This is a genomic window from Staphylococcus simiae (assembly GCF_017357005.1).
Classification (GTDB): domain Bacteria; phylum Bacillota; class Bacilli; order Staphylococcales; family Staphylococcaceae; genus Staphylococcus; species Staphylococcus simiae_A.
This window is the reverse complement of the sequence record NZ_CP071589.1, coordinates 2,092,064-2,115,641: the sequence shown is the minus strand read 5'-3', so window position 1 is coordinate 2,115,641 and position 23,578 is coordinate 2,092,064. Positions and strand designations below refer to the sequence as shown.

The window sequence follows — 23,578 nt, the reverse complement described above, 5'->3', positions numbered from 1 at the left end:
GGGGTTAATACGATGAATAGAGAAGAAGTCCAATTATTAGGGTTTGAAATTGTAGCATACGCAGGGGATGCACGTTCTAAATTTTTAGAAGCATTAACTGCAGCACAAGCAGGAGATTTTGCACAAGCAGAAGCGCTAATTGAAGAAGGTAATCAATGTATTGCAGATGCACATAGAGCGCAAACAAGTCTATTAGCCAAAGAAGCACAAGGTGATGATATTGCTTATAGTGTCACAATGATGCATGGTCAAGACCACTTAATGACGACTATTTTATTAAAAGATTTAATGAAACATTTATTAGAATTTTATAAAAGAGGGTGATGGCATTGATGCATAAATTAATTGCACAAATAGAAAAAGGTAAACCTTTTTTTGAAAAATTATCGCGTAATATTTATTTGAGAGCGATTCGTGATGGCTTTATTTCAGCAATGCCAGTTATCTTATTTTCAAGTATATTCTTATTAATAGCTTATGTTCCTAATATTTTCGGTTTTAAATGGGATAAAGGTATGGAAGCTATTTTAATGAAACCATATAACTATACTATGGGGCTTGTAGCATTATTAGTAGCAGGTACAACAGCTAAGTCGTTAACAGATTCGTACAACAGAAAGCTAGAAAGCACTAATCAAATAAACTTTATATCAACAATGTTAGCTGCGATTTGTGGATTCCTATTTTTAGCATCAGATCCAGCAAAAGATGGCGGATTCTTAAGTGCTTTTATGGGAACAAAAGGGTTATTAACAGCTTTCCTATCAGCATTTGTTACAGTTATTGTTTATAACTTCTGTGTTAAACGTAATTTAACAATTAAAATGCCTAAAGAAGTACCACCAAATATTTCTCAAGTATTTAAAGACTTAATTCCATTTGCCATTGTTATTTTAATTTTATATGGCTTAGATTTATTAATTAGAGGATTATTCCAATCAAATGTTGCAGAAGGTATTGTTAAGTTATTTGAACCATTGTTCACAGCAGCAGATGGTTGGATTGGTATCACAATTATTTTCGGAGCCTTTGCATTGTTCTGGTTCGTAGGTATTCATGGGCCATCTATTGTTGAACCAGCAATTGCTGCAATTACCTATGCCAACGTTGAAGCAAACTTTAAGTTACTTCAAGCAGGTGAGCATGCAGATAAAATTTTAACATCTGGTACACAAATGTTCATCGTCACAATGGGTGGTACTGGTGCGACATTAGTCGTCCCATTCATGTTTATGTGGATGACGAAATCTAAACGTAATAAAGCGATTGGTCGTGCAGCGGTTGTTCCAACATTCTTTGGTGTCAATGAACCAATTCTTTTTGGTGCACCGATTGTCTTAAATCCAGTGTTCTTTATTCCGTTTGTCTTAGCACCGATTGTTAACGTTTGGATTTTCAAAATATTTGTTGAAGTACTAGGAATGAATAGTTTCAGTGTTAACTTACCTTGGACAACTCCAGGTCCTCTAGGTATCGTTATGGGTACTGGATTTGGCTTATGGTCATTCGTCTTAGCCATTACATTAATCGTTGTTGACGTCATTATTTATTATCCATTCCTAAAAGTATATGATAGTGAAATTTTAGATGAAGAAGAAGGTCGTGTAGAAGGAAATAAAGATTTACAAGACAAAGTAGCAGCTAATTTTGATACTAAAAAAGCTGATGCAATCTTAGCATCAAATTCTGCTACACAAACAAATAGTGATGGTAATACAACATCTGAAGCGACAAAAACGTCTAATATTACAGAACAAACGAATGTCTTAGTATTATGTGCAGGTGGAGGTACAAGTGGTCTTCTAGCTAATGCACTAAATAAAGCTGCAACTGATTATGGTGTACCAGTTAAAGCAGCAGCTGGTGGCTACGGTGCGCATATGGATATTATGAAAGATTACCATTTAGTTATTTTAGCACCACAAGTTGCATCAAACTATGAAGATATTAAGATTGATACAGATAAATTAGGTATTAAATTAGCTAAAACACAAGGTGCAGAATATATTAAATTAACTCGTGATGGTCAAGCAGCGCTTGATTTTGTGCAACAACAATTCGAAAATTAAAGATAGGAGTTTTTCATATGACTAAAAAATTACCTGAAGATTTTATTTTTGGTGGAGCAACAGCAGCATATCAAGCTGAAGGAGCTACTCATACTGACGGTAAAGGACGCGTTGCATGGGACACATATTTGGAAGAAAATTATTGGTATACAGCAGAACCAGCAAGTGATTTCTATCATAAATATCCAGTTGATTTAGAACTAAGTGAAAAATTCGGTGTTAATGGTATTCGTATTTCAATAGCTTGGTCACGTATTTTTCCAAATGGTTATGGTGAAGTAAATCCAAAAGGTGTTGAATATTATCACAACTTATTTGCAGAATGTCATAAACGCCATGTCGAACCTTTTGTTACTTTACATCACTTTGATACACCAGAAGTATTACACTCAGACGGTGATTTCTTAAATCGTCAAACGATTGATTATTTTGTTGATTACGCTGAATTTTGTTTTAAAGAATTTCCAGAAGTGAAATATTGGACGACATTTAATGAAATTGGTCCAATTGGCGATGGACAATATTTAGTAGGTAAATTCCCACCAGGTATCAAGTATGATTTCGAAAAAGTATTCCAGTCTCATCATAATATGATGGTTGCACATGCTAGAGCAGTCAAGTTATTTAAAAATGGAAATTATGACGGAGAAATTGGCGTTGTTCATGCTTTACCAACTAAATATCCATATGATCCTTCAAATCCAGAAGACGTAAAAGCAGCAGAATTAGAAGATATTATTCATAATAAGTTTATTCTAGATGCTACGTATTTAGGTAAATATTCTCGTGAAACGATGGAAGGTGTACAACATATACTTTCTGTTAACGGTGGTAAGTTAAATATCACTGATGAAGATTATGCCATTTTAGATGCTGCCAAAGATTTAAATGACTTCTTAGGTATTAATTACTATATGAGTGATTGGATGAGAGGTTTCGATGGTGAAAGTGAAATTACGCATAATTCAAAAGGTGATAAAGGTGGTTCTAAATATCAACTAAAAGGTGTAGGTCAACGTGAATTTGATGTTGATGTCCCACGTACAGATTGGGATTGGATGATTTATCCTCAAGGTTTATATGATCAAATTATGCGCGTTGTTAAGGACTATCCAAATTATCATAAAATTTACATTACTGAAAATGGCTTAGGCTATAAAGACGAGTTTATCGAATCTGAGAAAACCGTTTATGATGATGCTAGAATTGATTATATTAAACAACATTTAAATGCTATTGCAGATGCTATCCATGATGGTGCCAATGTTAAAGGATATTTCTTATGGTCACTAATGGATGTATTCTCATGGTCAAACGGTTATGAAAAACGTTACGGATTATTCTATGTCGATTTCGATACACAAGAACGTTATCCGAAGAAAAGTGCCTATTGGTATAAAGAACTTGCACAAAGTAAAGAAGTTAAATAGTTAATGAATCGCAAAGCGTCTGTCAGTACTTTACTGGCAGGCTTTTTGCTGTTTTATACAGTTTTAAGATAAAAGAAGTTGAGAAAGTATACACGATTAAACCACATACGATTAGAATTTTCGACAAATTTTGGATAAATTTCAAAACAATTAAAAGGAAATTTGATGTATCTTCATTTATACTAAATAAACAAAGTAGATGAATGGGAGTTAATGAAGTGAAAAAAATATGGGTTATAGGTACAACTTTATTAGCAATTGCAATTATAGTAGGTATTATCGTCACTGTTGTAAACAGTCAAAAAAATGAAACGTTTAAACGAAAACAGCATGAAGAATTTATTAATCAAGACATACCAACGCTATTTTTACATGGATATGGTGGTAGTGCTAATTCCGAAAAATTCATGGTAAAACAAGCAGAGCAAAGAGGTGTGACTAAAGATATCATTACGGCAAAGGTATCAAAAGAGGGTGAGGTGTCATTTAAAGGTAAATTGCCAAAAGACGCAGTAAATCCAATTGTAAAAGTTGAATTAGAAAATAATAAACATGGCTATTTAGATCAAAATGCCAAATGGTTCAAAAATGTACTGACAAAATTACAGCAACAATATCATATTAAAAAATTTAATTTTGTAGGTCATTCAATGGGTAATTTAACATTTGCACAATATATGAAAACGTATGGTGATGATAAATCATTGCCACAATTAAATAAGCAAGTGAATATTGCGGGTACGTTTAACGGTGTACTAAATATGAATGAAAAAGTAAATGAAATTTCAGTTGACGACAATGGCAAACCAAGTCGTATGAATGAACCGTATGAAGATTTAATGGCGCTTAAAGCTATTTATAAAGGTAAAAATATCAAAGTATTAAATATTTACGGTGACATACAAGATGGGACACATTCTGACGGACGTGTATCGAATAGTTCATCTAAATCATTAAAATATTTACTGGGAAATAGTCCAGCAACATATCATGAGTCAAAATATACTGGTAACAAAGCACAACATAGCCAATTACATGAAAATAAGGATGTAGCAAACGAATTAATTGATTTTTTATGGAAAAAATAACACACTGTAACACATAACTTAGTTGTATTAAATAAGCAATGGTTATTATAGAATCCTTTGAGTTCTATACTAGTATTAGTATCAAGTGAAATTGCTATATTAATCAATAATTCTAAAGCACATAACATAGTATGTGAAAAATCATTTTAAAATAGACAAAGAGAAAGGTGATTACCGTCATGCAAAATAAACAAATTTTATTTAACCAAATACCTCAAGGTATGCCACAAGATGATACATTTAAAATAGAAGAAACAACTACTCCAGAATTAGGAGATAATGAAATTCAAGTACAAACTTTATATATTTCAGTAGATCCTTATATGAGAGGTCGCATGACAAAAGCTGATTCATATGTGCAACCATTTGAATTAAACGCACCTATTGTTAGTCATATCGTAGGTAAAGTAACACAATCAAATGATAGTAGCTTTAATAAAGGTGATATTGTTGTAGGTATGTTACCATGGCGAATTGTTAATAACGTAACAGCACAACAAATTAACAAAGTACCATCAACAGATGTACCATTAGACTTATATTTAAGTGTCTTAGGTATGCCAGGACAAACTGCATACCATGGTTTATTAGATATTGGTCAACCTAAAGCAGGCGAAACAGTAGTAGTTTCAGCGGCATCAGGGGCAGTAGGATCAGTAGTTGGACAAATCGCTAAGATTAAAGGCTGTCGTGTCGTTGGTATCGCTGGTGGAGATGAAAAAGTGAATTACTTAACTGAAACATTAGGTTTTGATGCTGGTGTCGATTATAAAAAAGCTGACTTTGCAGAAAAATTAGCTGAAGCATTACCAGATGGTGTTGATGTTTATTTTGAAAATGTTGGGGGCGTCGTAGGTGATGAAGTCTTTAAACATTTAAATCGCTTTGCCCGTATACCAGTATGTGGTGCTATTTCTTCATATAATCATCCAGAAGAAGACATTGGACCACGTATTCAAGGGACTTTAATTAAAAAACAAGCTATGATGCGAGGATTCTTAGTTGCTGAATTCGCAAGTGATTTTAAAGCTGCGAGTGAACAATTAGCACAGTGGGTACAACAAGGGAAAATCAAATCACAAGTCACTGTAGAAGAAGGCTTTGATCATGCGCCACAAGCATTTAGAAATTTATTTACTGGTGATAATTTTGGTAAACAAGTTATAAAAGTAACGGAATAATTATAAATTTCATTCAACCACTACACATAATTATATTGAAAATGTTAGACCATTAGTTAAATCTTTCTAATTGTCTAAAATGATGATATGACATGAGGTAGTGGTTTTACTTATAATAAGAACTAAGAGGAATTAATGAGAGGTGATGGATGATGTCAATGACAATGATTGGGTTTGAACAACCATTTAAGTTGAATGAAGGAAATTTGTTTAAAACGTATAAACAAGATAAACCTATGCCACAACATAATGAATTGCTTATAAAGGTACACAGTATCAGTGTTAACCCAGTAGATACCAAGCAACGCTTAGTACCAGTTTCACAAAAGCCTAGAGTGTTAGGTTTTGATGCAGTAGGTATCATTGAAGCTATTGGTCCAGAAGTAACAATGTTTAAAGTTGGAGATAAAGTTTTCTATTCTGGAGTTTCTAATCTTAATGGATCGAATGCAACGTATCAAATTATGCCAGAAGTATTAGTAGCTAAAGCACCAACAACATTATCTGATGAACAAAGTGCAAGTTTACCTTTAACAGGTCTAACAGCATATGAAACGTTATTTGATACATTTGGTATTTCTACAAATCCAATGGACAATAATGGGAAGACGCTTTTAATCATTAATGGTGCAGGTGGCGTTGGTAGCATTGCGACACAAATTGCTAAAAGGTATGGTTTAACTGTCGTTACAACAGCTTCAAGAACTGAATCAATGGAGTGGTCTAAACAAATGGGTGCGGATTTTGTGTTAAATCATAAAGAAGACTTAAAAGTACAATTTAAGGAGCGCCATATCGATTCACCTGACTACATTTTCTGTACGTTTAATAGTGATATGTATTACGACACGATGATAGACTTAGTGAAACCACGAGGTCATATTACAACGATTGTAGCATTTGAAAATAATCAAGATTTAAACGCATTGAAAGGTAAAAGCATTACGTTTAGTCATGAATTTATGTTTACAAGACCTTTATATCAAACAACTGATATGATAAAACTTCATGACTATTTACAAGATATAGCCACTAATATAGACGAAGGTAATTATCAGCCTACAACCACACAAGTCATTGATGGATTAACTACAGATAATATTTATCGTGCTCATCAAATCTTAGAAAATCAAAGTATGATTGGTAAGTTAGTTATTAATGTCAACAAATAGTAATCATTGATTAAGACACTCTAAATTAAGGTATGATAATGGAATAATAGTAATAAAAAGCAGTTGATAGCACAACATCAACTGCTTTTTTGCTGTGCTATAAAAATTTTTAGCCAAAGGCTATAGCATCCCAAATTATATAAAGTTTTTTATGTTCAAGATAATCTTTAAACAATATTAAAGTGATGTTTCTAAAAAATGAATATATGCTTGTTAAACAACCAAGCGTAAGAGTTCCAACGTCTTCCTATTCTGCAAATATTTTAACCTTTCTAGTACTACAATAATTAAAAATGTAATGGATTAGTATAATTAAAAAATTAAAAATGATTAAGATTATGTTGTTTAGGGTATGTGCCTAGCATTAAAGGGGAAAGGATTTTATATGATGAAATCAAATTCAGTAAGTAAAGTATTTTGGGTAGCGTTAGCTATTTGTACCTTATTTGTTGTTTATGGGGCTGTATTACCGAAACAACTTGAAACAGTGACGCAACAGATTACGTCATTTATTGCTTTACATTTTTCATGGTATTATCTATTACTTGTTTTAGCCATACTTATTGTATGTGTCTATATCTTATTTTCTAGATATGCCTCAATAACTTTAGGAGAAGAAGGAGAAGATCCGGAATTTTCATTACCATCATGGTTTGCGATGCTATTTAGTGCTGGAATGGGCATAGGGCTTGTATTTTGGACTACAGCCGAGCCAATTAGTCATGCTTTTAAAATGACACCGATACATAAAGCTGGTACACAATCAGCAATTAACGATGCGATGCAGTTTTCATTCTTCCATTGGGGCATACACGCTTGGGCTGTCTACGGCATTGTGGCATTAGTGTTTGCTTATTTTAGTTTCCATAAAGGCTATCCAGGACTCGTTAGTGCTACCTTAGTGCCTATTTTTGGTGAAAAAGCAATGCGTGGACCTATCGGCGGAGCCATTGACGTCTTAGCTGTCATTGCAACAGTCACTGGTGTTGCAGCTACACTTGGATTTGGTGCGTTACAAATCAATGAAGGATTACATTTCTTATTTAATGTGCCTAGTAATTTTACAATGCAAGTCATCTTAATTGTAGTAGCAACGATTCTTTTTACTTGGTCAGCATGGTCGGGTATTGATAAAGGTATCAAAATATTAAGTAACATTAATATGGCTTTAGCTTTTGTTGTGTTATTGGGTCTATTTATCGTTGGTCCAACATTGTATATATTAAATACCTTTACGAATGGTTTAGGGAATTATATTGCTAATTTCTTTAGTATGAGTTTAAGAATTCCTTCTGGCGGTGAAAAGTTCCAATGGCTACAAAATTGGACCATTTTCTACTGGGCATGGTGGATATCATGGGCACCATTTGTTGGTATTTTTATTGCTCGTGTTTCAAAAGGTAGAACCATAAAAGAATTTATCCTTGGCGTGTTATTTGTACCAGCCGTCGTATGTTTTATCTTTTTCGCAGTATTTGGTGCATCAGCAATATACTTACAAGATCATCATATTGCTAATATTGCTAAAGAAGCGACTGAAACGGCAACGTTCGCAGTATTAGAACATTATCCATTAGGCTTTATACTTAGTCTTTTAACTTTAGTAGTTATTATGATTTTCTTTGTCACTTCTGCGGATTCTGCGACTTATGTTTTAGGAATGTTAAGTTCTAAGGGTGATATCAATCCAGCTTCATTCGTTAAAGTAAGTTGGGGTGTCATAATGGCGCTATTTGCTATAATTATGATTTATACAGGTGGTACGCAAGCAATACAAAATTTATTAATTATAGCAGCACTGCCATTCTCCTTAGTTATTATCGTCATGATTTGGTCGTTACTCAAGTCATTAAGTGAAGAAAAGCCACGCTCAAGTCAAAAAGTATTAATTAAACATCGTGATGCCGATATTTTACAATACAAAACATCACAAGAAATTAACAAAGAATAATAACATTTAAAGTTTCATTCAATGTATTTAGGGAATATAAATTAAGAAATATAGTACGACATTCGATTAATTAAGAAATTTTTAAAATGTTAAATTTAAAAGGTTTAGAAAAAAATCAGATGGGTACATATTTTATATGAAATTCAAAAATATATATAACTAAGGAGGTGTCGTAAGGGGTGAAACGACTTAAAAACTTTATCCTTGGCTTATTAATCGTAGTTATCGTTGGTTTCCTATTATTTATGTATATTCAAGATAGTCGTATTACAGAGTATCAAGACTATTTCTTGCAATTCAACTGGTTCCAACCATTACTTATTACGTTAGCAGCATTGCTAATTTTAATAGGTCTAATACTGGTATTTAGTATCTTCAAACCTACACATCGAAAACCTGGACTTTATAAAGAATATGACGATGGTCATATTTATGTATCACGTAAAGCAGTTGAAAAGTCTGCTTATGACACAATTACTAAATATGATCAAGTTAGACAACCGAATGTTGTCGCAAAACTTTATAACAAGAAAGACAAATCTTATATCGACATTAAAGCTGATTTCTTCGTGCCAAATGATGTACAAGTTCAATCATTAACAGAAACGATTCGTGAAGATGTAAAAAATAATGTTGAACATTTTACAGAATTACCGGTACGCAAGTTAGAAGTTAATGTAAGAGATCAGAAAACTTCTGGTCCTCGAGTGTTGTAAGGGAGGGATATCATGGCTGATAATAATAACCAAAATGGACAAGACTCTACACAACAAGTTATCGACTTTTTGAAAGTATATAAATGGAGAATCATCGGATTCTTAGCATTTTTACTCCTAGCTATATTATTCCTAACATTAGGATTTTGGAAAACGATATTAATCGTTGTCTTATGTTTAATAGGTGTAGCAATTGGGTATATGAAAGACCGTAGACAAGATTTTATGAATTTTTTAAATAGATGGAGTTAATTCATCAATTTAAAATAAAGTAGTAACACAAAAAATTAAAAAGATAAATGAAAAGGAGAATTTATTATGGCTGTAGATAACAATAAAGCAAAACAAGCATATGATAACCAAACTGGAGTTAATGAAAAAGAAAGAGAAGAACGTCAAAAACAACAAGAACAAAATCAAGAACCTCAATTCCAAAACAAATTAACTTTCTCTGATGAAGTAGTAGAAAAAATCGCTGGAATCGCTGCGCGTGAAGTTAAAGGTATCTTAGATATGAAAGGCGGATTAACTGATTCATTCACTAATGCATTTACAAGTGGTAACAATGTAACACAAGGTGTATCAGTTGAAGTTGGTGAAAAACAAGCTGCTGTAGACTTAAAAGTCATCTTAGAATATGGCGAATCAGCTCCAAAAATCTTCCGTAAAGTAACAGATTTAGTTAAAGAACAAGTGAAATATATCACTGGTTTAGATGTTGTTGAAGTTAACATGCAAGTTGACGATGTAATGACTCAAAAAGAATGGAAACAAAAACACGAAAAAAATAATGACAACAATAACCAAGATAGACAAGGTTTACAATAAGTCATTAAATAAAAAAATCGCTTAGCGAAAAGCTAAGCGGTTTTTTGCGTTGAAAAACCATATAAAGTTGTGCTACATTCAGTGACAATTTTGGGTTCTCTATTTTCTATTTATCAGTCTTAAAGAATAGAGAACCACAGTGACAACGTTTTACTATAATCAAACTATAGCTTCAATGGATTGTTGACTTTAATGTAAGTATAATGATGTGCTTCATCTTCTAAGCGCATTGTCGTCACACATTTATAGTCAATCATAGATGCAAACATCGTATCTTTAAATTCATTAATGCGTTTACGATAACTTACTTGCTGATTATTATCGCTAACAGTAACAAAACTGTGTTCAATTTGCTCAAATAACTCAATCAAAATGTGCTGTACATTTTGCCATAGGTCATGCTCTAATGTGTGTGCTTTAGAATATTGAGCAATAGTAAGGATAATTTCACCAAGATGATTTTGTACAGTTGAATAGAACGCTTTATTAAACACTGATGTTTTAGAATCAGTCAAGATACGTGATTTTTCATGGAAATGGTCTGTATGATAACCCATCTTATTAAGTTGTGTTTCATCGATACGCAATCCTTCAAAGTCTCTGATGTACATTTTATCGATAAGACCATTATCTTTAAAAGTAGCAATAGTATTTTGTAAATGCGCTTCTAAAGCAATGCCGTATTTCGTAACTAAAGGTACAACTAATCCTAGTAAAGCTTTACTATACATAGTAATCCATAAATGTGCTGCTTGTTCAAACGAGCAGTCTGGCATTGTTTGTTGATATTGTTTAATTAAAGTAATAACTGGTGTCTCATCATTATAAGGGTAGTTAGCAACTAAACTTGATGGAATAATAGGTGTAACATCACTTGGAATAAGATCATAAATGTTTTGTCTAAATAATGTACCTAATTGTTCGCTACGTTCTGTTTGATAGTCACCAGTATCATTCTTATTATAAAAATGAATGCCAGCAATTTCAGCAATGACTTCTGCATGATCACGATTGAATAATGTATCATTAGCCAATATATCGTTTAATATTTCTGTCATTATAGGTCCATTATGTGTTGTTTGTTCAGATAATGTACGTATTTCCCCGGTAATATGCACGTTGGTAGACAATTTTATATGTGGCAGTTGACTAGGGTATTTAGGAACTAATGTTCTAAACGATAGGCCAGCATAATAAGGCAACGTATGATTACTCACTCTAATCAGTTGTTGATCAAGTTCTAATTGATAGTCACGATGTAACACATCAGCTAGTTGCCAAGGATGAATAATCATGACATGATAATCATCAATATTGATATCTATAAACTCAGTTTGTAGTTGCTGAACTAATTGTGGAAATTGTTCGCGAATCGTTAAGTTATAGTCAGTGTTTAAAGACATTGTACGACTCACTGTATGATGTATTAAAATGACATTTAAATCTATCACTTGTGCAAATTCTGAAGAATATTTAAACGTTTCAGCAGCATTGAGTCCTTTACGTAATTTAGCACCAGGATGTAAAGGATGTCCTTCGATGACTGCTTGTTCAGAACGTAAATAACTGTCTTCATTTTGAGTGATTAAATCATATAATGGCGCATGATGCTGTTGCATTGTATAGTATTGATAACTAAGTGCAAACGACATATTATTCGCACTATTAATCAAATCTTGACGAAATTGTTCACTCGCAGCATTTTGGTACTCAGGTTGCTCATTTAATATAATATCTAATAATTCATTAGGGTGTTGTACGCGATACACGTCATGATGACTCGTGTGACGTAAATAAAACGGTCCAATGACGTCGATACGATTGAAGGCATGTTGTCCTAAAATGGGAGCATACAATATTTGTTGAGATTGCGGAAATGAAATTTCTAGTACTTGTTCACTAGGGATATCTAAAGATGCGATAGCGGTCTTATCAATAATGCGACTGTGTTCAGCAGCATGTACTAAATTTTCTCTATGTAGTGAAGTGACGAGACGCTGAGTGATTTTATCCCTTCCTTGCAAAATATATGCTTTAAAAATGCTAGCCCAATCATTATCATATTGTTGTAAAAAATGATAAGTTTCAACTTCATTTTGATTTAATTTTAATTGTCTTTCTTTATACATTAAATTTGATTTCATAATTCACCTCATAAAATATTTTACAAAAATAAAATTGATTTGTATAATCCATATTAATGATAATGATAATTATTATCAATAAATTTAAAATAGGTGGAAATTTTATGACAAAGTATTTCTTTCTCAGTTCTTTTCTACTATTTTTGGGAAATTGGATTGGACAAATAGGGCTAAATTGGTTTGTACTTACTACATATCATAACGCAGTTTATCTAGGAATAGTCAATTTTTGCCGGCTTGTACCAATTTTGTTATTAAGTGTTTGGGCAGGTAAGATAGCTGATCAATACGATAAAGGGAAGCTGTTGAGACTGACGATAACATCTTCTTTTATAGTTACGTCGATATTATGTGTTTTAACTTATAGTTTTTCGGTTATACCTATTATCGTTATCATTGTTTATGCAACATTAAGAGGAGTCTTAAGTGCTGTAGAAACACCTTTAAGACAAGCTATTTTACCAGATTTATCTGATAAATTATCAACAACAGAAGCAGTATCCTATCATTCATTTATTATCAATATATGTCGGTCGATTGGACCGGCAATTGCGGGTGTGATATTAGCTGTCTATCATGCACCGACAACATTTTTAGCACAGTCGTGTTGTTACTTAGTAGCGGCACTGTTATGCTTACCATTACACTTTAAAGTGTTACCAGTAACTAAGGATAAACCACAATGCTCATCATTTAAAGTGATTATGCAATATTTCAAATCACATTTAATTGGTAGACAAATTTTTATTACGTCATTATTAATCATGGCAACCGGGTTTTCATATACAACATTATTACCGGTATTAACTAACAAAGTGTTTCCAGGCCAATCAGAAATATTTGGTATTGCTATGACCATGTGTGCAATTGGAGGAATTTTAGCGACACTTATTTTACCGAAAATTCTACATTACATAGAAATGGTTAATATGTATTATTTAAGTTCTTTATTATTTGGCGTCGTTTTATTAGGTGTAGTCGTAAATAACTTAATAATTATGTTTATTTGTATTACTTTAATAGGCTTGTTTAGTCAGTGGGCGAGAACGACAAATAGAATTTATTTTCAAAATAATGTAGATGAACATGATAGAGGGAAAATACTAAGTATTATCATGATGGATAGGGGTATGATACCTTTAGGAAGTTTATTAATGAGCTTTTGTGCCGATATCTTTGGTATAGTTGAAACATTCACAATTATGGGAATAAGTACGATAACTATTGTCGTTATATTTTTCATTATAAATAGAAAGTTAAAGTTGGAGGCAGAAAATCATGGTTAATCATGAGTGGGAACATGCAGATAAAAATATTCAATATAGAGTACTAAATGCAATTGTTAAGGAGCAAATATACAACGATCAAACTTTGATTCATCATTACGATGACCAACTGCAAATACAATATCATTGTCACATTTTAACAGTTAGTGTAGCGAGAAAGAGCGCACTACAGCGATATGTATTCACAGGAGAGGTTATTTATAGTTGTGGTAATAAAGTTATCAATATTACATCATTAGAATCACTACTTGACATATTAAATAGATATTTTGACATTACTATTTCTGAACAACTGTGGGAAGAGTTGATACATAGTCGTGATGGTTTAATTGAGTCTTATAAACAACTGACACATAGGCAGTCACTTATTAAACAAAGTCTGAAATTCTCACGTTTACCACAAGATATCAATTTTATTACATGGTTACAACATACGTCTCATTATGATGGTGTAGATGATTTAATGTATTCGGAAAGTATAGTGACAGAAGGCCATCCAACTCATCCATTAACTAAGACGAAACTACCTTTAACTATGAATGAATTGTCATTGTATGCGCCTGAATTTGAAAAGACGATACCACTACATATTATGATGATTGAACAACATCACATCGTCACTACTGCTATGAATCATGATGATGATTTTATCATGCATCTAGTGTTACCAGAATTTGATAATCAAATTCGTATATTCATGAAAAGTTTAGGATTAAATTACAAAAATTATAAAGCCATATTGGTACATCCATGGCAATATGACTATACAATTAATGAGGCATTTAATCATTGGATTGAACAAAAAATATTAATTCCGACACCATTTATTGTGAAATCGAAAGCAACATTATCGTTTAGAACGATGTCATTAATCAATAAGCCATTTCATGTAAAATTGCCAGTAAATGTTCAAGCTACTAGTGCGGTTAGAACAGTATCAACCGTCACAACTGTGGATGGACCTAAATTAAGTTATGTCTTGCAAGATATGTTAAACCAATATCCTAAGTTACAAGTTGCTATGGAACCGTTTGGAGAGTATGCAGATATTGATGATGATAAAGCAAGACAACTGGCATGCATCATTAGACAAAAACCTGAAATAAAAGGATTTGGTGTGACAGTAGTCAGTGCAAGTTTAGTCAATATTAATCCTGTAGATCATAAAACTGTAGTAGACAGCTATTTAGAATGGTTAAATCATAAAATAGATGCCAATGGAATTAAAACATTCATCGCGCACTATACAGAAATATTGGTGACACCATTAATCGCTTTTATTCAACGTTATGGTATTGCACTCGAAGCACATATGCAAAATACTGTAGTTCATTTAGGACCTAATTATGATATGTCATTTTTAATACGTGATTTAGGTGGTTCACGTATAGATTTGGACACCTTACAATCTCGAATAGCTAATATGGATATAACAAATCAAAGTTTATTAGCACAGTCTATAGAAGAAGTTATAGCCAAATTTCAACATGCAGTAATACAAAATCAACTTGCTGAATTAATTCATCACTTTACCCAATATGAAGGTGTCAATGAAGCGGAATTATTTGATATCGTAAGAACTAAAGTCAATCATGCGATTGATCCACAATTAGACCATGCACAAGCATTAAAAGATGTCTTATTTGGACCGACGATAACAGTAAAAGCATTATTAAATATGCGTATGGAGAATAGAGTAAAGATATATTTAAATATAGAATTAGATAATCCAATAGCAAAAGAGGTGTAGTACTGAATGGCACAATTAAATATAAATACTTCTAAAATTAAATATAACGCCAGAGTACTAAAAGCAATTTTTGAAAATAAAAATATGCAATTTACACCAGTAATTAAATGTATTGCTGGTGATAAAAATATTATCACTAGTTTGAAAAGCTTAGGAATCACACACTTTGCAGAATCTAGAGTCAACAATATTGTTCATATCAATGACCCGGACTTATCGTTTACATTGCTTCGAGCACCATCACAACAAGATATTGAAACGATGGTGAACTATGTTGACACTAGTATTCAAACCGAAATGACAACAATCCAAAGCATTAATGATCTAGCTGGAGATTTAGGCAAAAAACATAAAGTCATATTAATGGTAGATTGGAAAGATCATAGAGAAGGTGTACTTACTTATGATGTTATTCAATTTATAACAGAAATTATTCAATTACCTCATATTCATTTTATTGGTTTGGCATTTAATTTTATGTGTTTTAAATCACAGGCGCCTACTGAAGATGACATATTTTTAATGAATCAATATGTAACTTCAGTAGAAAGACAATTAGGTTTTCGTTTGAAAATAATTTCTGGTGGCAACTCTAGTATGATCCCTCAATTACTATATAATGATTTAGGTAAAATCAATGATTTAAGAATAGGAGAAACACTATTTAGAGGTGTCGATACTACATCAGATAAAGCTATTGCGATGCTATATCAAGATGCAATAACATTAGAAGCGGAAATTTTAGAAATTAAGCCAAGAATCAATACCACCAACAACGAGGCTATATTACAAGCAATTGTTGATGTTGGTTACTTAGATACGAAAATAGAACATATACATCCAGTACAAGATAATTTAGAAATATTAGGGGCTTCTAGTGATCATTTAATGATTAATTTAAATGGCCAAGCGCAATATCGTGTTGGAGATGTTTTACAATTTCGTTTAAATTACGAAGCATTGTCACACGCAATGCATATGCAACATAATCAAAAGGTTTATGAAATAGATGATAACATTGAGACTATCGTTGACTATTTTGATGCACAAATACCTAGTAAAGTTGAGCAGTTTTAAAGTACTGAAATTTAGATGGTGAGAATGAAACAATAAACAATGTTGATGTGTTATAACATAGTAAATGATAATGCAGATAAGCAACTAAATAACGTAGTTAAAATATAAGCTATATGACAAAATAGATAAACTTTATTAACTGAGGTTTAAATTTTGTTATATAGTTTTTTTGTAGTTAAAAGTAGATACAAACTAAATTCGACAGAATGATTAATGTTAAACATATTTATTACTATTACAAAACCATACATATAAAGAAAATAAATTTAATATATTTAATCAAAAAAATATAGAACGCTACTTGACAATGATAATTATTATCAATAGAATAAAAATTACAAGTTATACATAATAAGGAGTGGGACGATGAGAAGCCTAAAAACATTAAGTATATTGGGATTAATAGTCGCTTTATTTTTAGTAGCAGCATGTGGTAAATCAGACAACTCAAATAAGCAAGCTGATACAAAGGGTAAAGATACTATAGAAATAAAAGATCAAAATGGAACAACTAAAGTTCCAAAAAATGCTAAACGTATCGTAGTATTAGAGTATTCATTTGCAGATGCATTAGCAGCGTTAGATGTTAAACCAGTTGGTATCGCAGATGATGGTAAGAAAAAACGTATCATTAAACCAGTAAGAGAAAAAATTGGTGACTATACTTCTGTTGGTACACGTAAACAACCAAACTTAGAAGAAATTAGTAAGTTGAAACCAGATTTGATTATTGCTGATAGCGGTAGACATAAAGGTATCAATAAAGATTTAAATAAAATAGCACCAACAATTTCACTTAAGAGCTTTGATGGCGACTATAATCAAAACATTGATTCTTTCAAAACAATTGCTAAAGCATTAGGTAAAGAAAAACAAGGTGACAAACGTCTAGCAGAACACGATAAACTAATTAAGAAATATAAAGATGAAATTAAATTTGATAGAAGTAAAACAGTATTACCAGCAGTTGTAGCTAAATCTGGTGTATTAGCACATCCTGATAATTCATATGTAGGTCAATTCTTAAAAGAAGAATTAGGATTTAAAAATGCTTTAACAGATGATGTAACTAAAGGTTTAAGTAAATACTTGAAAGGACCTTATTTACAATTAGACCCTGAACGATTAGCTGATGTAGATCCAGGACGTATCATTATCATGACAGATGGTGCAAGCAAAAATGTTCCAGAATTTAAGAAATTAGAAAAAGATGCAACTTGGAAAAAATTAAATGCTGTTAAACATAACGATGTTGATGTTGTAGATCGTGATGTTTGGGCAAGATCTCGTGGTTTAATTTCTTCAGAACAAATGGCAAAAGAACTTGCACAATTATCTAACAATAAATAATAGTAAGGTGGAACTTAATGGCTACTAATGACATTAATAGCCAATCCGTTATAGGACAAAAAAGGAGAAAGCGCACAATACTCACATACGTTGTGAGTATGTGCCTTCTTTTTATTTGTATATATTTTAATATAGCGATTGGTTCATCTAAAATAACTTTTGACGATATATTACATTATGCAGCAGGACATATAGATAATAAGCCAACATTTTTACTTCATAACGTGCGTATGCCAAGAATGATAGCAGGTATCGTTATTGGAGGCGCATTAGCAGTTTCAGGTCTGTTAATGCAAGCTATGACAAGAAATCCTCTTGCATCACCAAAAATATTTGGTGTGAGTTCCGGTGCTTCGTTTGTCATCGTATTAGTGACAGTACTGATACCCTCATTAGAATATTATTCGCTATTATTTGGTGTTATTGGGGCTTTTGTAGGGGGCTTAACAGTATATACCTTATCAGGTGCTACACAAGGTATGACACCAATAAAGTTAGCACTCGCAGGTATGGCAATTCATTTATTCTTTAGTAGTATGACGGAAGGGATTATCATTTTAAATGAAAATTCAAACGAACAAGTCATGTTTTGGCTAGTTGGATCACTAGCTAGCATGAAATGGAATGAAATATTAATGATACTACCCTGGATCATCATTGCGATGATTGTAGCAATTGCTATTGGAAGACAATTAACAATCATGGAATTAGGAGATGACATTGCTAAAGGATTAGGTCAAAATATTAATTCAGTACGAATTATTATAGGTATCTTAGTTATTATTTTAACAGGTATGTCTGTATCAATAGCAGGACCTATTGGCTTTGTTGGACTGATTGTTCCACATATTGTTAAACGCTATGTAAATAATAATTATCTAGTAATGATTCCACTTACTTTTATAATTGGTGCAGATTTATTATTATTATCTGACGTATTGAGTCGTTTAATTACTTATCCATATGAGTCGCCGGTTGGAATTGTAACTTCATTTGTCGGTGCGCTTTATTTCTTATACATTACGATTAGAGGGGTGAAACGAATATGATGACCATGAAAGTCGCACGTCGTTATAGTATCGTTGTTGTCCTTTTAATAGTAAGTATTTTTATTAGTTTATGTGTGGGTTCTGTCTTTATTAATCCTCTTGATGCTTTACAAGGTATATTTTCACAAGATGATTTTATTTTAAATGAATATCGTATACCAAGAACATTATTAGGTCTTATAATTGGGAGCAGTCTCGCTATTTCCGGAGCAATTATTCAAGGCGTTATTAGAAATCCACTAGCGTCACCTGATGTGATTGGTATTTCAAAAGGTGCAAGTTTAGCAGCAGTTATTATAATCATGGTTTTTCCAGCAGCACCATTGTATGTATTACCAATTGGCTCATTTATTGGCGCACTAGCTGTGAGTGTGTTTTTATCATTTTTAATTTCAAAATTTAATGTTAAAGGTTCGAAATTAGCGCTGATAGGTTTAGCTATTGGGGCCATTTGTACAGCTATTGTTCAATTTCTATTAATTAGAAATCCTCTTGATGCTAATAAGGCATTAGTATGGTTAACAGGTAGCTTATATGGACATGATATATCTAACGTTATCACGATATTGCCATGGTTCTTAGTTACTGTTCCTGCAATTATGTTGTTTAGCTATCAACTTGACGTATTAAATTTAGGAGATGCAGTTGCAACAGCTTTAGGCGCTAAAGTTAAAATCCTTAAAATGGTGCTATTAATTTTAGCAGTTATCTTAGCAGGTGCTTCAATTTCAGTTGTAGGTGGTATTAGTTTCTTAGGGCTTATTGCGCCTCATATCGCAAGACAACTCATTGGTAATAAAACAATACATGTTATTGTGATGTCTGGTCTAATTGGAGCCATATTATTAACATTTAGTGACGGTTTGGCACGTGGCATACATCCGCCATTAGATATACCAGTTGGCGTTGTTATTGCTGTTATTGGCGCACCATACTTCTTAATCTTGTTACGTAGAATGAAATGATAGGACACAAACATCATTCTTTATTTTAAATATAACGGTAAGAAATTTTTAACTAAACATGGATGTCAGATTAAGACGATGCATCAGGACAATAGTATAAGATAAATATTTAATCATAAGCTCAAGTTGAATTCGTTCAACTTGGGTTTTTTTAATGCCGAATTACAGATTTGCGAGTAAGTAACATTACTGAAATCATATTAACCTCTCCACACTAATTGTTAATATTTTATGAAATTAAATAAAAAATATATAATATTGTATTGACGTATAAAAATTTAAATATAAAATAATAGTGTAAGTTTATACGTAATAAGGAGTGGAATAATGAAAAGCTTGAAGTTTTTAAGTGTTTTAGGATTAGTGATGGTGTTATTGCTCACTGCTGCTTGTGGTAATAATAGTGACTCAAGTAAAAAAGCGGATAACAAAGATAGTAAAGATGGCATTGAAATTAAACACGTAAGTGGTACAACAATGGTACCTAAAGATCCAAAACGTATTGTGGCATTGGAATATTCTTTTGTTGATGCATTAGTAGCATTAGGTGTTAAACCAATAGGTATCGCAGATGACAATATTAAAGATCGCATGATTAAACCATTACGTGAAAAAGTAGGTAACTATACTTCTGTAGGTATGCGTAAACAACCAAGTTTAGAAAAAATTGCAGAATTAAAGCCTGATTTAATTATTGCTGATAGTAACAGAACTAAAGGACAATATAAAGAATTAAGTAAAATTGCACCGACAATCGTCTTAAGAAGTTTTGATGGTGATTATAATCAAAACTTAGAATCTTTTAAAATTATTGCCAAAGCATTAGGTAAAGAAAAATTAGGCGAAGAACGCTTAGCTGAACATAAAAAGATAATGGAAAAATATAAAAAAGAAATCAAATTTGATAAAAATATTGATTTCTTAGCGGCTGTAGTATCGCCTTCAGGACTATTGGCACACCCTAATGATTCTTATTTAGGACAATTATTATCTGATTTAGGTATGAAAAATGCTTTGAATGACAAAGTGACAAAAGGGTTAAGTAAATACTTAAAAGGACCTTATGTACAATTAGACACTGAACGTTTAGCAGAAATAAATCCAGGACGTATGTTTATTATGACTGATAACACTGCCAGCACAGAACCAGCATTCAAGAAAATTAAAGGAAATCCAGTATGGAAAAAATTAGACGCTGTTAAAGAAAATCGTGTATATGTTGTTAGCCGCGATTTATGGTCAAGAGCAAGAGGTTTAATTTCATCTGAAGAAGTTGCTAAACAATTAGTTGAAATTTCTAAAAAAGCACGTGAAAAACACGACGATAAGTAAGGTGGGACATAATGGCTAACAAAACATGTATTGGCCATACCACTGATAAAGAACAAACAAGAAAACACACGTCACTTATATTTATTGTGAGCGTGTGTCTTCTTGTTGTTTTTATGTATTTAAATACAGTGGTGGGTTCAGCGATTAAATTTAAAGATATTACACATTTTTTATCAGGTCATGTTGATTCAGACACGATTTTATTATTAAGAGATGTACGATTACCTAGAATGGTGGCTGCCATAGTTATTGGAGGCGCATTTGCAGTATCTGGTTTATTAATGCAAGCGATGACTAGAAATCCATTAGCATCACCAAAAATATTCGGTGTCACTTCAGGAGCGTCATTTGTTATTGTATTAATCACTGTCTTGCTTCCTTCATTAAGTTATTTCTCAACATTATTGGCGATGATTGGCGCATTTTTAGGCGGATTAACAGTTTACATTTTATCAGGCTCTACGAAAGGTATAACACCAGTTAAAATTGCCTTAGCTGGTATGTCAGTACATTTATTTTATATGAGTATGACTGAAGGGATTATTATTTTAAACGAAAATTCAAACCAAGAAGTGATGTTTTGGCTAGTAGGCTCTTTAGCAAGTATGCAATGGAATCAAGTTTTGCAAGTACTACCAGTCATCATGATTGCTACGATATTGGCTTTAATCATAGGTCGCCAATTATCTATTTTAGAATTAGGTGATGATATTGCTCGTAGCCTGGGACAACATACAAATCGAATTAGATTATTGATAGGACTAATAGTCATTATGTTAACAGGATCGTCCGTAGCAATAGCTGGTCCAATTGGTTTCATTGGATTAATTATTCCTCACATTGTTAAAGGATATGTTAGTCATAACTACGCTATTATGGTCCCTCTCACTTTTATTTTAGGAGCTAATTTATTACTCATTTCTGATGTTTTAAGTCGCTTGATCACATATCCATATGAATCACCAGTAGGGATTGTAACATCATTTGTTGGAGCGATGTATTTCTTAATCCTAACAATTAGAGGGGTGAAACAGCTATGACGATACCTCAGTTAACTAAACGCTATGGAATCGTAATAATCTTATTAATAGGTAGTATATTTTTTAGTCTCTGTATTGGTGCAGTTATCATAAAACCATCAGAAATTGTAAATGGATTCATAGCACAGAATAATTTTATTTTAAATCAAATTAGAGTCCCAAGAACTTTGCTTGGATTAATTATTGGGAGTAGTTTAGCAATCGCGGGTGCAATTATTCAGTCAGTCATACGTAATGATTTAGCCTCTCCGGATGTTATTGGTATTACTAAAGGTGCAAGTTTAGCAGCGGTAATTATCATTATGCTATTTCCAGGAGCACCTTTATATTTACTACCTTTAGGATCATTTGTTGGTGCGCTATGTATTAGTATTTTTTTAGCGATGCTTATTGCCAAATTTAATATTAAAGGGTCGAAACTAGCATTAATTGGTTTAGCAGTAGGCGCAATATGTACAGCCATTGTTCAATTTTTATTAATCAGAAATCCTTTACAAGCTAATGTAGCATTAATATGGTTGACTGGTAGTTTATATGGTCGTGACATGACAAGTGTCTATACGGTTTTACCGTGGTTTGGGGTTACGATACCATTAATTATGTTGTTAAGTCATCAATTAGATGTATTGAATTTAGGTAATGATATTGCAACAGCTGTTGGAGCAAAGGTGAAAATGACCAAAATGATACTTTTAGTATTATCTGTTATGTTAGCAGGAGCTTCTATTGCAGTAGTTGGTGGTATCACATTTCTAGGTTTAATTGCGCCACATATTGCTCGTCAAATTATTGGTCATAAAAGTTTACACGTTATTATAATGTCAGGTTTAATAGGGGCACTATTATTGACTTTTAGTGATGGTTTGGCAAGAGGTATACATCCACCATTAGATATACCAGTTGGTGTTGTTATTGCGATCATTGGTGCACCATACTTCTTAATTTTATTAAAAAGAATGAAATAAGGTTTGGATATCAAAATGCTGATGTAGCTGCTACAGTTTAATAATTAATGTAACTCGTTTGTTGTTCAATCATGAAACTATCACGCGGTATATACATTTGACTAATGATACATTTAAAATTTTAATCTTTAACAAGAAGAGTTCTAAACTGAATATGTTGTTATTGGCAGAATCTGTCTAGATTA

At 32.3% G+C, this 23,578-nt stretch carries 20 protein-coding genes; 19 read left to right on the top strand and 1 reads right to left on the bottom strand.

The features are described 5' to 3' along the window. Positions 1 to 12: 12 nt before the first annotated feature. The 10 genes from J3R86_RS09730 (at position 13) to J3R86_RS09685 (ending at position 10,435) form a co-directional block, all read left to right on the top strand. Complete coding sequence (locus J3R86_RS09730; protein WP_002462555.1) at positions 13 to 324, top strand: PTS lactose/cellobiose transporter subunit IIA; 312 nt, start codon at positions 13 to 15, stop codon at positions 322 to 324. 5 nt (positions 325 to 329) lie between these two features. Further along, a complete protein-coding gene (locus J3R86_RS09725; RefSeq protein ID WP_207517121.1) occupies positions 330 to 2,069 on the top strand; it encodes a lactose-specific PTS transporter subunit EIIC in 1,740 nt (579 codons plus the stop codon). A 17-nt stretch (positions 2,070 to 2,086) separates the two neighbouring features. Beyond that, complete coding sequence (lacG, locus tag J3R86_RS09720; protein ID WP_207517120.1) at positions 2,087 to 3,499, top strand: 6-phospho-beta-galactosidase; 1,413 nt, start codon at positions 2,087 to 2,089, stop codon at positions 3,497 to 3,499. Positions 3,500 to 3,717: 218 nt separating this feature from the next. Beyond that, positions 3,718 to 4,587: an alpha/beta hydrolase gene (locus J3R86_RS09715; protein WP_207517119.1), complete on the top strand. Its 870-nt coding sequence runs from the start codon at positions 3,718 to 3,720 to the stop codon at positions 4,585 to 4,587. Between the two features lie 179 nt (positions 4,588 to 4,766). Further along, positions 4,767 to 5,768: an NADP-dependent oxidoreductase gene (locus J3R86_RS09710; RefSeq protein WP_207517118.1), complete on the top strand. Its 1,002-nt coding sequence runs from the start codon at positions 4,767 to 4,769 to the stop codon at positions 5,766 to 5,768. A 158-nt stretch (positions 5,769 to 5,926) separates the two neighbouring features. After that, entirely contained in the window at positions 5,927 to 6,940 is a 1,014-nt protein-coding gene (locus tag J3R86_RS09705; protein ID WP_207518548.1) for a zinc-binding alcohol dehydrogenase family protein, read from the top strand. A 388-nt stretch (positions 6,941 to 7,328) separates the two neighbouring features. Then, positions 7,329 to 8,891: a BCCT family transporter gene (locus J3R86_RS09700; RefSeq protein ID WP_207518547.1), complete on the top strand. Its 1,563-nt coding sequence runs from the start codon at positions 7,329 to 7,331 to the stop codon at positions 8,889 to 8,891. 179 nt (positions 8,892 to 9,070) lie between these two features. After that, positions 9,071 to 9,607, top strand: a complete 537-nt coding sequence (gene amaP / locus J3R86_RS09695; RefSeq protein ID WP_002464380.1) for an alkaline shock response membrane anchor protein AmaP — start codon at positions 9,071 to 9,073, stop codon at positions 9,605 to 9,607. 12 nt (positions 9,608 to 9,619) lie between these two features. Beyond that, positions 9,620 to 9,859, top strand: a complete 240-nt coding sequence (locus J3R86_RS09690; protein WP_002464379.1) for a DUF2273 domain-containing protein — start codon at positions 9,620 to 9,622, stop codon at positions 9,857 to 9,859. Between the two features lie 66 nt (positions 9,860 to 9,925). Continuing rightward, positions 9,926 to 10,435 (top strand): Asp23/Gls24 family envelope stress response protein, encoded by a 510-nt coding sequence (locus tag J3R86_RS09685; RefSeq protein ID WP_002464378.1) that lies wholly within the window; start codon positions 9,926 to 9,928, stop codon positions 10,433 to 10,435. A gap of 164 nt (positions 10,436 to 10,599) precedes the next feature. On the opposite strand, the gene J3R86_RS09680 is transcribed toward J3R86_RS09685, so the two are convergent. Further along, positions 10,600 to 12,579 (bottom strand): IucA/IucC family protein, encoded by a 1,980-nt coding sequence (locus J3R86_RS09680; protein ID WP_207517117.1) that lies wholly within the window; start codon positions 12,577 to 12,579, stop codon positions 10,600 to 10,602. 104 nt (positions 12,580 to 12,683) lie between these two features. On the opposite strand from J3R86_RS09680, the gene J3R86_RS09675 reads away from it, so the two are divergent. The 9 genes from J3R86_RS09675 (at position 12,684) to J3R86_RS09635 (ending at position 23,393) form a co-directional block, all read left to right on the top strand. Continuing rightward, positions 12,684 to 13,865 carry an MFS transporter gene (locus tag J3R86_RS09675; protein WP_207517116.1) on the top strand — a complete coding sequence of 394 codons (1,182 nt, stop codon included), beginning with the start codon at positions 12,684 to 12,686 and terminating at the stop codon, positions 13,863 to 13,865. Then, positions 13,858 to 15,615 carry an IucA/IucC family protein gene (locus J3R86_RS09670; protein WP_207517115.1) on the top strand — a complete coding sequence of 586 codons (1,758 nt, stop codon included), beginning with the start codon at positions 13,858 to 13,860 and terminating at the stop codon, positions 15,613 to 15,615. The genes J3R86_RS09675 and J3R86_RS09670 overlap by 8 nt, the downstream gene beginning before the upstream one ends. Before the next feature lie 6 nt (positions 15,616 to 15,621). Beyond that, entirely contained in the window at positions 15,622 to 16,692 is a 1,071-nt protein-coding gene (locus tag J3R86_RS09665) for an alanine/ornithine racemase family PLP-dependent enzyme (protein WP_207517114.1), read from the top strand. A 366-nt stretch (positions 16,693 to 17,058) separates the two neighbouring features. After that, a complete protein-coding gene (locus J3R86_RS09660; protein ID WP_207517113.1) occupies positions 17,059 to 18,042 on the top strand; it encodes an ABC transporter substrate-binding protein in 984 nt (327 codons plus the stop codon). A 17-nt stretch (positions 18,043 to 18,059) separates the two neighbouring features. Then, complete coding sequence (locus J3R86_RS09655) at positions 18,060 to 19,091, top strand: FecCD family ABC transporter permease (RefSeq protein WP_207517112.1); 1,032 nt, start codon at positions 18,060 to 18,062, stop codon at positions 19,089 to 19,091. Beyond that, positions 19,088 to 20,056, top strand: coding sequence for a FecCD family ABC transporter permease (locus tag J3R86_RS09650; RefSeq protein WP_207517111.1), 969 nt, complete (start codon positions 19,088 to 19,090; stop codon positions 20,054 to 20,056). The genes J3R86_RS09655 and J3R86_RS09650 overlap by 4 nt, the downstream gene beginning before the upstream one ends. A gap of 327 nt (positions 20,057 to 20,383) precedes the next feature. Then, positions 20,384 to 21,388, top strand: a complete 1,005-nt coding sequence (locus tag J3R86_RS09645; RefSeq protein ID WP_207517110.1) for an ABC transporter substrate-binding protein — start codon at positions 20,384 to 20,386, stop codon at positions 21,386 to 21,388. Between the two features lie 11 nt (positions 21,389 to 21,399). Further along, positions 21,400 to 22,428: a FecCD family ABC transporter permease gene (locus J3R86_RS09640; protein ID WP_207517109.1), complete on the top strand. Its 1,029-nt coding sequence runs from the start codon at positions 21,400 to 21,402 to the stop codon at positions 22,426 to 22,428. After that, positions 22,425 to 23,393, top strand: coding sequence for a FecCD family ABC transporter permease (locus J3R86_RS09635; protein WP_207517108.1), 969 nt, complete (start codon positions 22,425 to 22,427; stop codon positions 23,391 to 23,393). Before J3R86_RS09640 ends, J3R86_RS09635 begins: the two co-directional genes overlap by 4 nt. Positions 23,394 to 23,578: the final 185 nt, after the last annotated feature.

What these genes read in the sequence shown, in the direction of transcription:
- J3R86_RS09730 (WP_002462555.1), top strand. Translation starts at nt 13, where the DNA reads ATGAATAGAGAAGAAGTCCAATTATTAGGGTTTGAAATTGTAGCATAC.
- lacG (WP_207517120.1), top strand. Translation starts at nt 2,087, where the DNA reads ATGACTAAAAAATTACCTGAAGATTTTATTTTTGGTGGAGCAACAGCA.
- J3R86_RS09710 (WP_207517118.1), top strand. Translation starts at nt 4,767, where the DNA reads ATGCAAAATAAACAAATTTTATTTAACCAAATACCTCAAGGTATGCCA.
- J3R86_RS09705 (WP_207518548.1), top strand. Translation starts at nt 5,927, where the DNA reads ATGACAATGATTGGGTTTGAACAACCATTTAAGTTGAATGAAGGAAAT.
- J3R86_RS09700 (WP_207518547.1), top strand. Translation starts at nt 7,329, where the DNA reads ATGAAATCAAATTCAGTAAGTAAAGTATTTTGGGTAGCGTTAGCTATT.
- J3R86_RS09690 (WP_002464379.1), top strand. Translation starts at nt 9,620, where the DNA reads ATGGCTGATAATAATAACCAAAATGGACAAGACTCTACACAACAAGTT.
- J3R86_RS09685 (WP_002464378.1), top strand. Translation starts at nt 9,926, where the DNA reads ATGGCTGTAGATAACAATAAAGCAAAACAAGCATATGATAACCAAACT.
- J3R86_RS09680 (WP_207517117.1), bottom strand. Translation starts at nt 12,579, where the DNA reads ATGAAATCAAATTTAATGTATAAAGAAAGACAATTAAAATTAAATCAA.
- J3R86_RS09675 (WP_207517116.1), top strand. Translation starts at nt 12,684, where the DNA reads ATGACAAAGTATTTCTTTCTCAGTTCTTTTCTACTATTTTTGGGAAAT.
- J3R86_RS09670 (WP_207517115.1), top strand. Translation starts at nt 13,858, where the DNA reads ATGGTTAATCATGAGTGGGAACATGCAGATAAAAATATTCAATATAGA.
- J3R86_RS09665 (WP_207517114.1), top strand. Translation starts at nt 15,622, where the DNA reads ATGGCACAATTAAATATAAATACTTCTAAAATTAAATATAACGCCAGA.
- J3R86_RS09660 (WP_207517113.1), top strand. Translation starts at nt 17,059, where the DNA reads ATGAGAAGCCTAAAAACATTAAGTATATTGGGATTAATAGTCGCTTTA.
- J3R86_RS09655 (WP_207517112.1), top strand. Translation starts at nt 18,060, where the DNA reads ATGGCTACTAATGACATTAATAGCCAATCCGTTATAGGACAAAAAAGG.
- J3R86_RS09650 (WP_207517111.1), top strand. Translation starts at nt 19,088, where the DNA reads ATGATGACCATGAAAGTCGCACGTCGTTATAGTATCGTTGTTGTCCTT.
- J3R86_RS09645 (WP_207517110.1), top strand. Translation starts at nt 20,384, where the DNA reads ATGAAAAGCTTGAAGTTTTTAAGTGTTTTAGGATTAGTGATGGTGTTA.
- J3R86_RS09640 (WP_207517109.1), top strand. Translation starts at nt 21,400, where the DNA reads ATGGCTAACAAAACATGTATTGGCCATACCACTGATAAAGAACAAACA.
- J3R86_RS09635 (WP_207517108.1), top strand. Translation starts at nt 22,425, where the DNA reads ATGACGATACCTCAGTTAACTAAACGCTATGGAATCGTAATAATCTTA.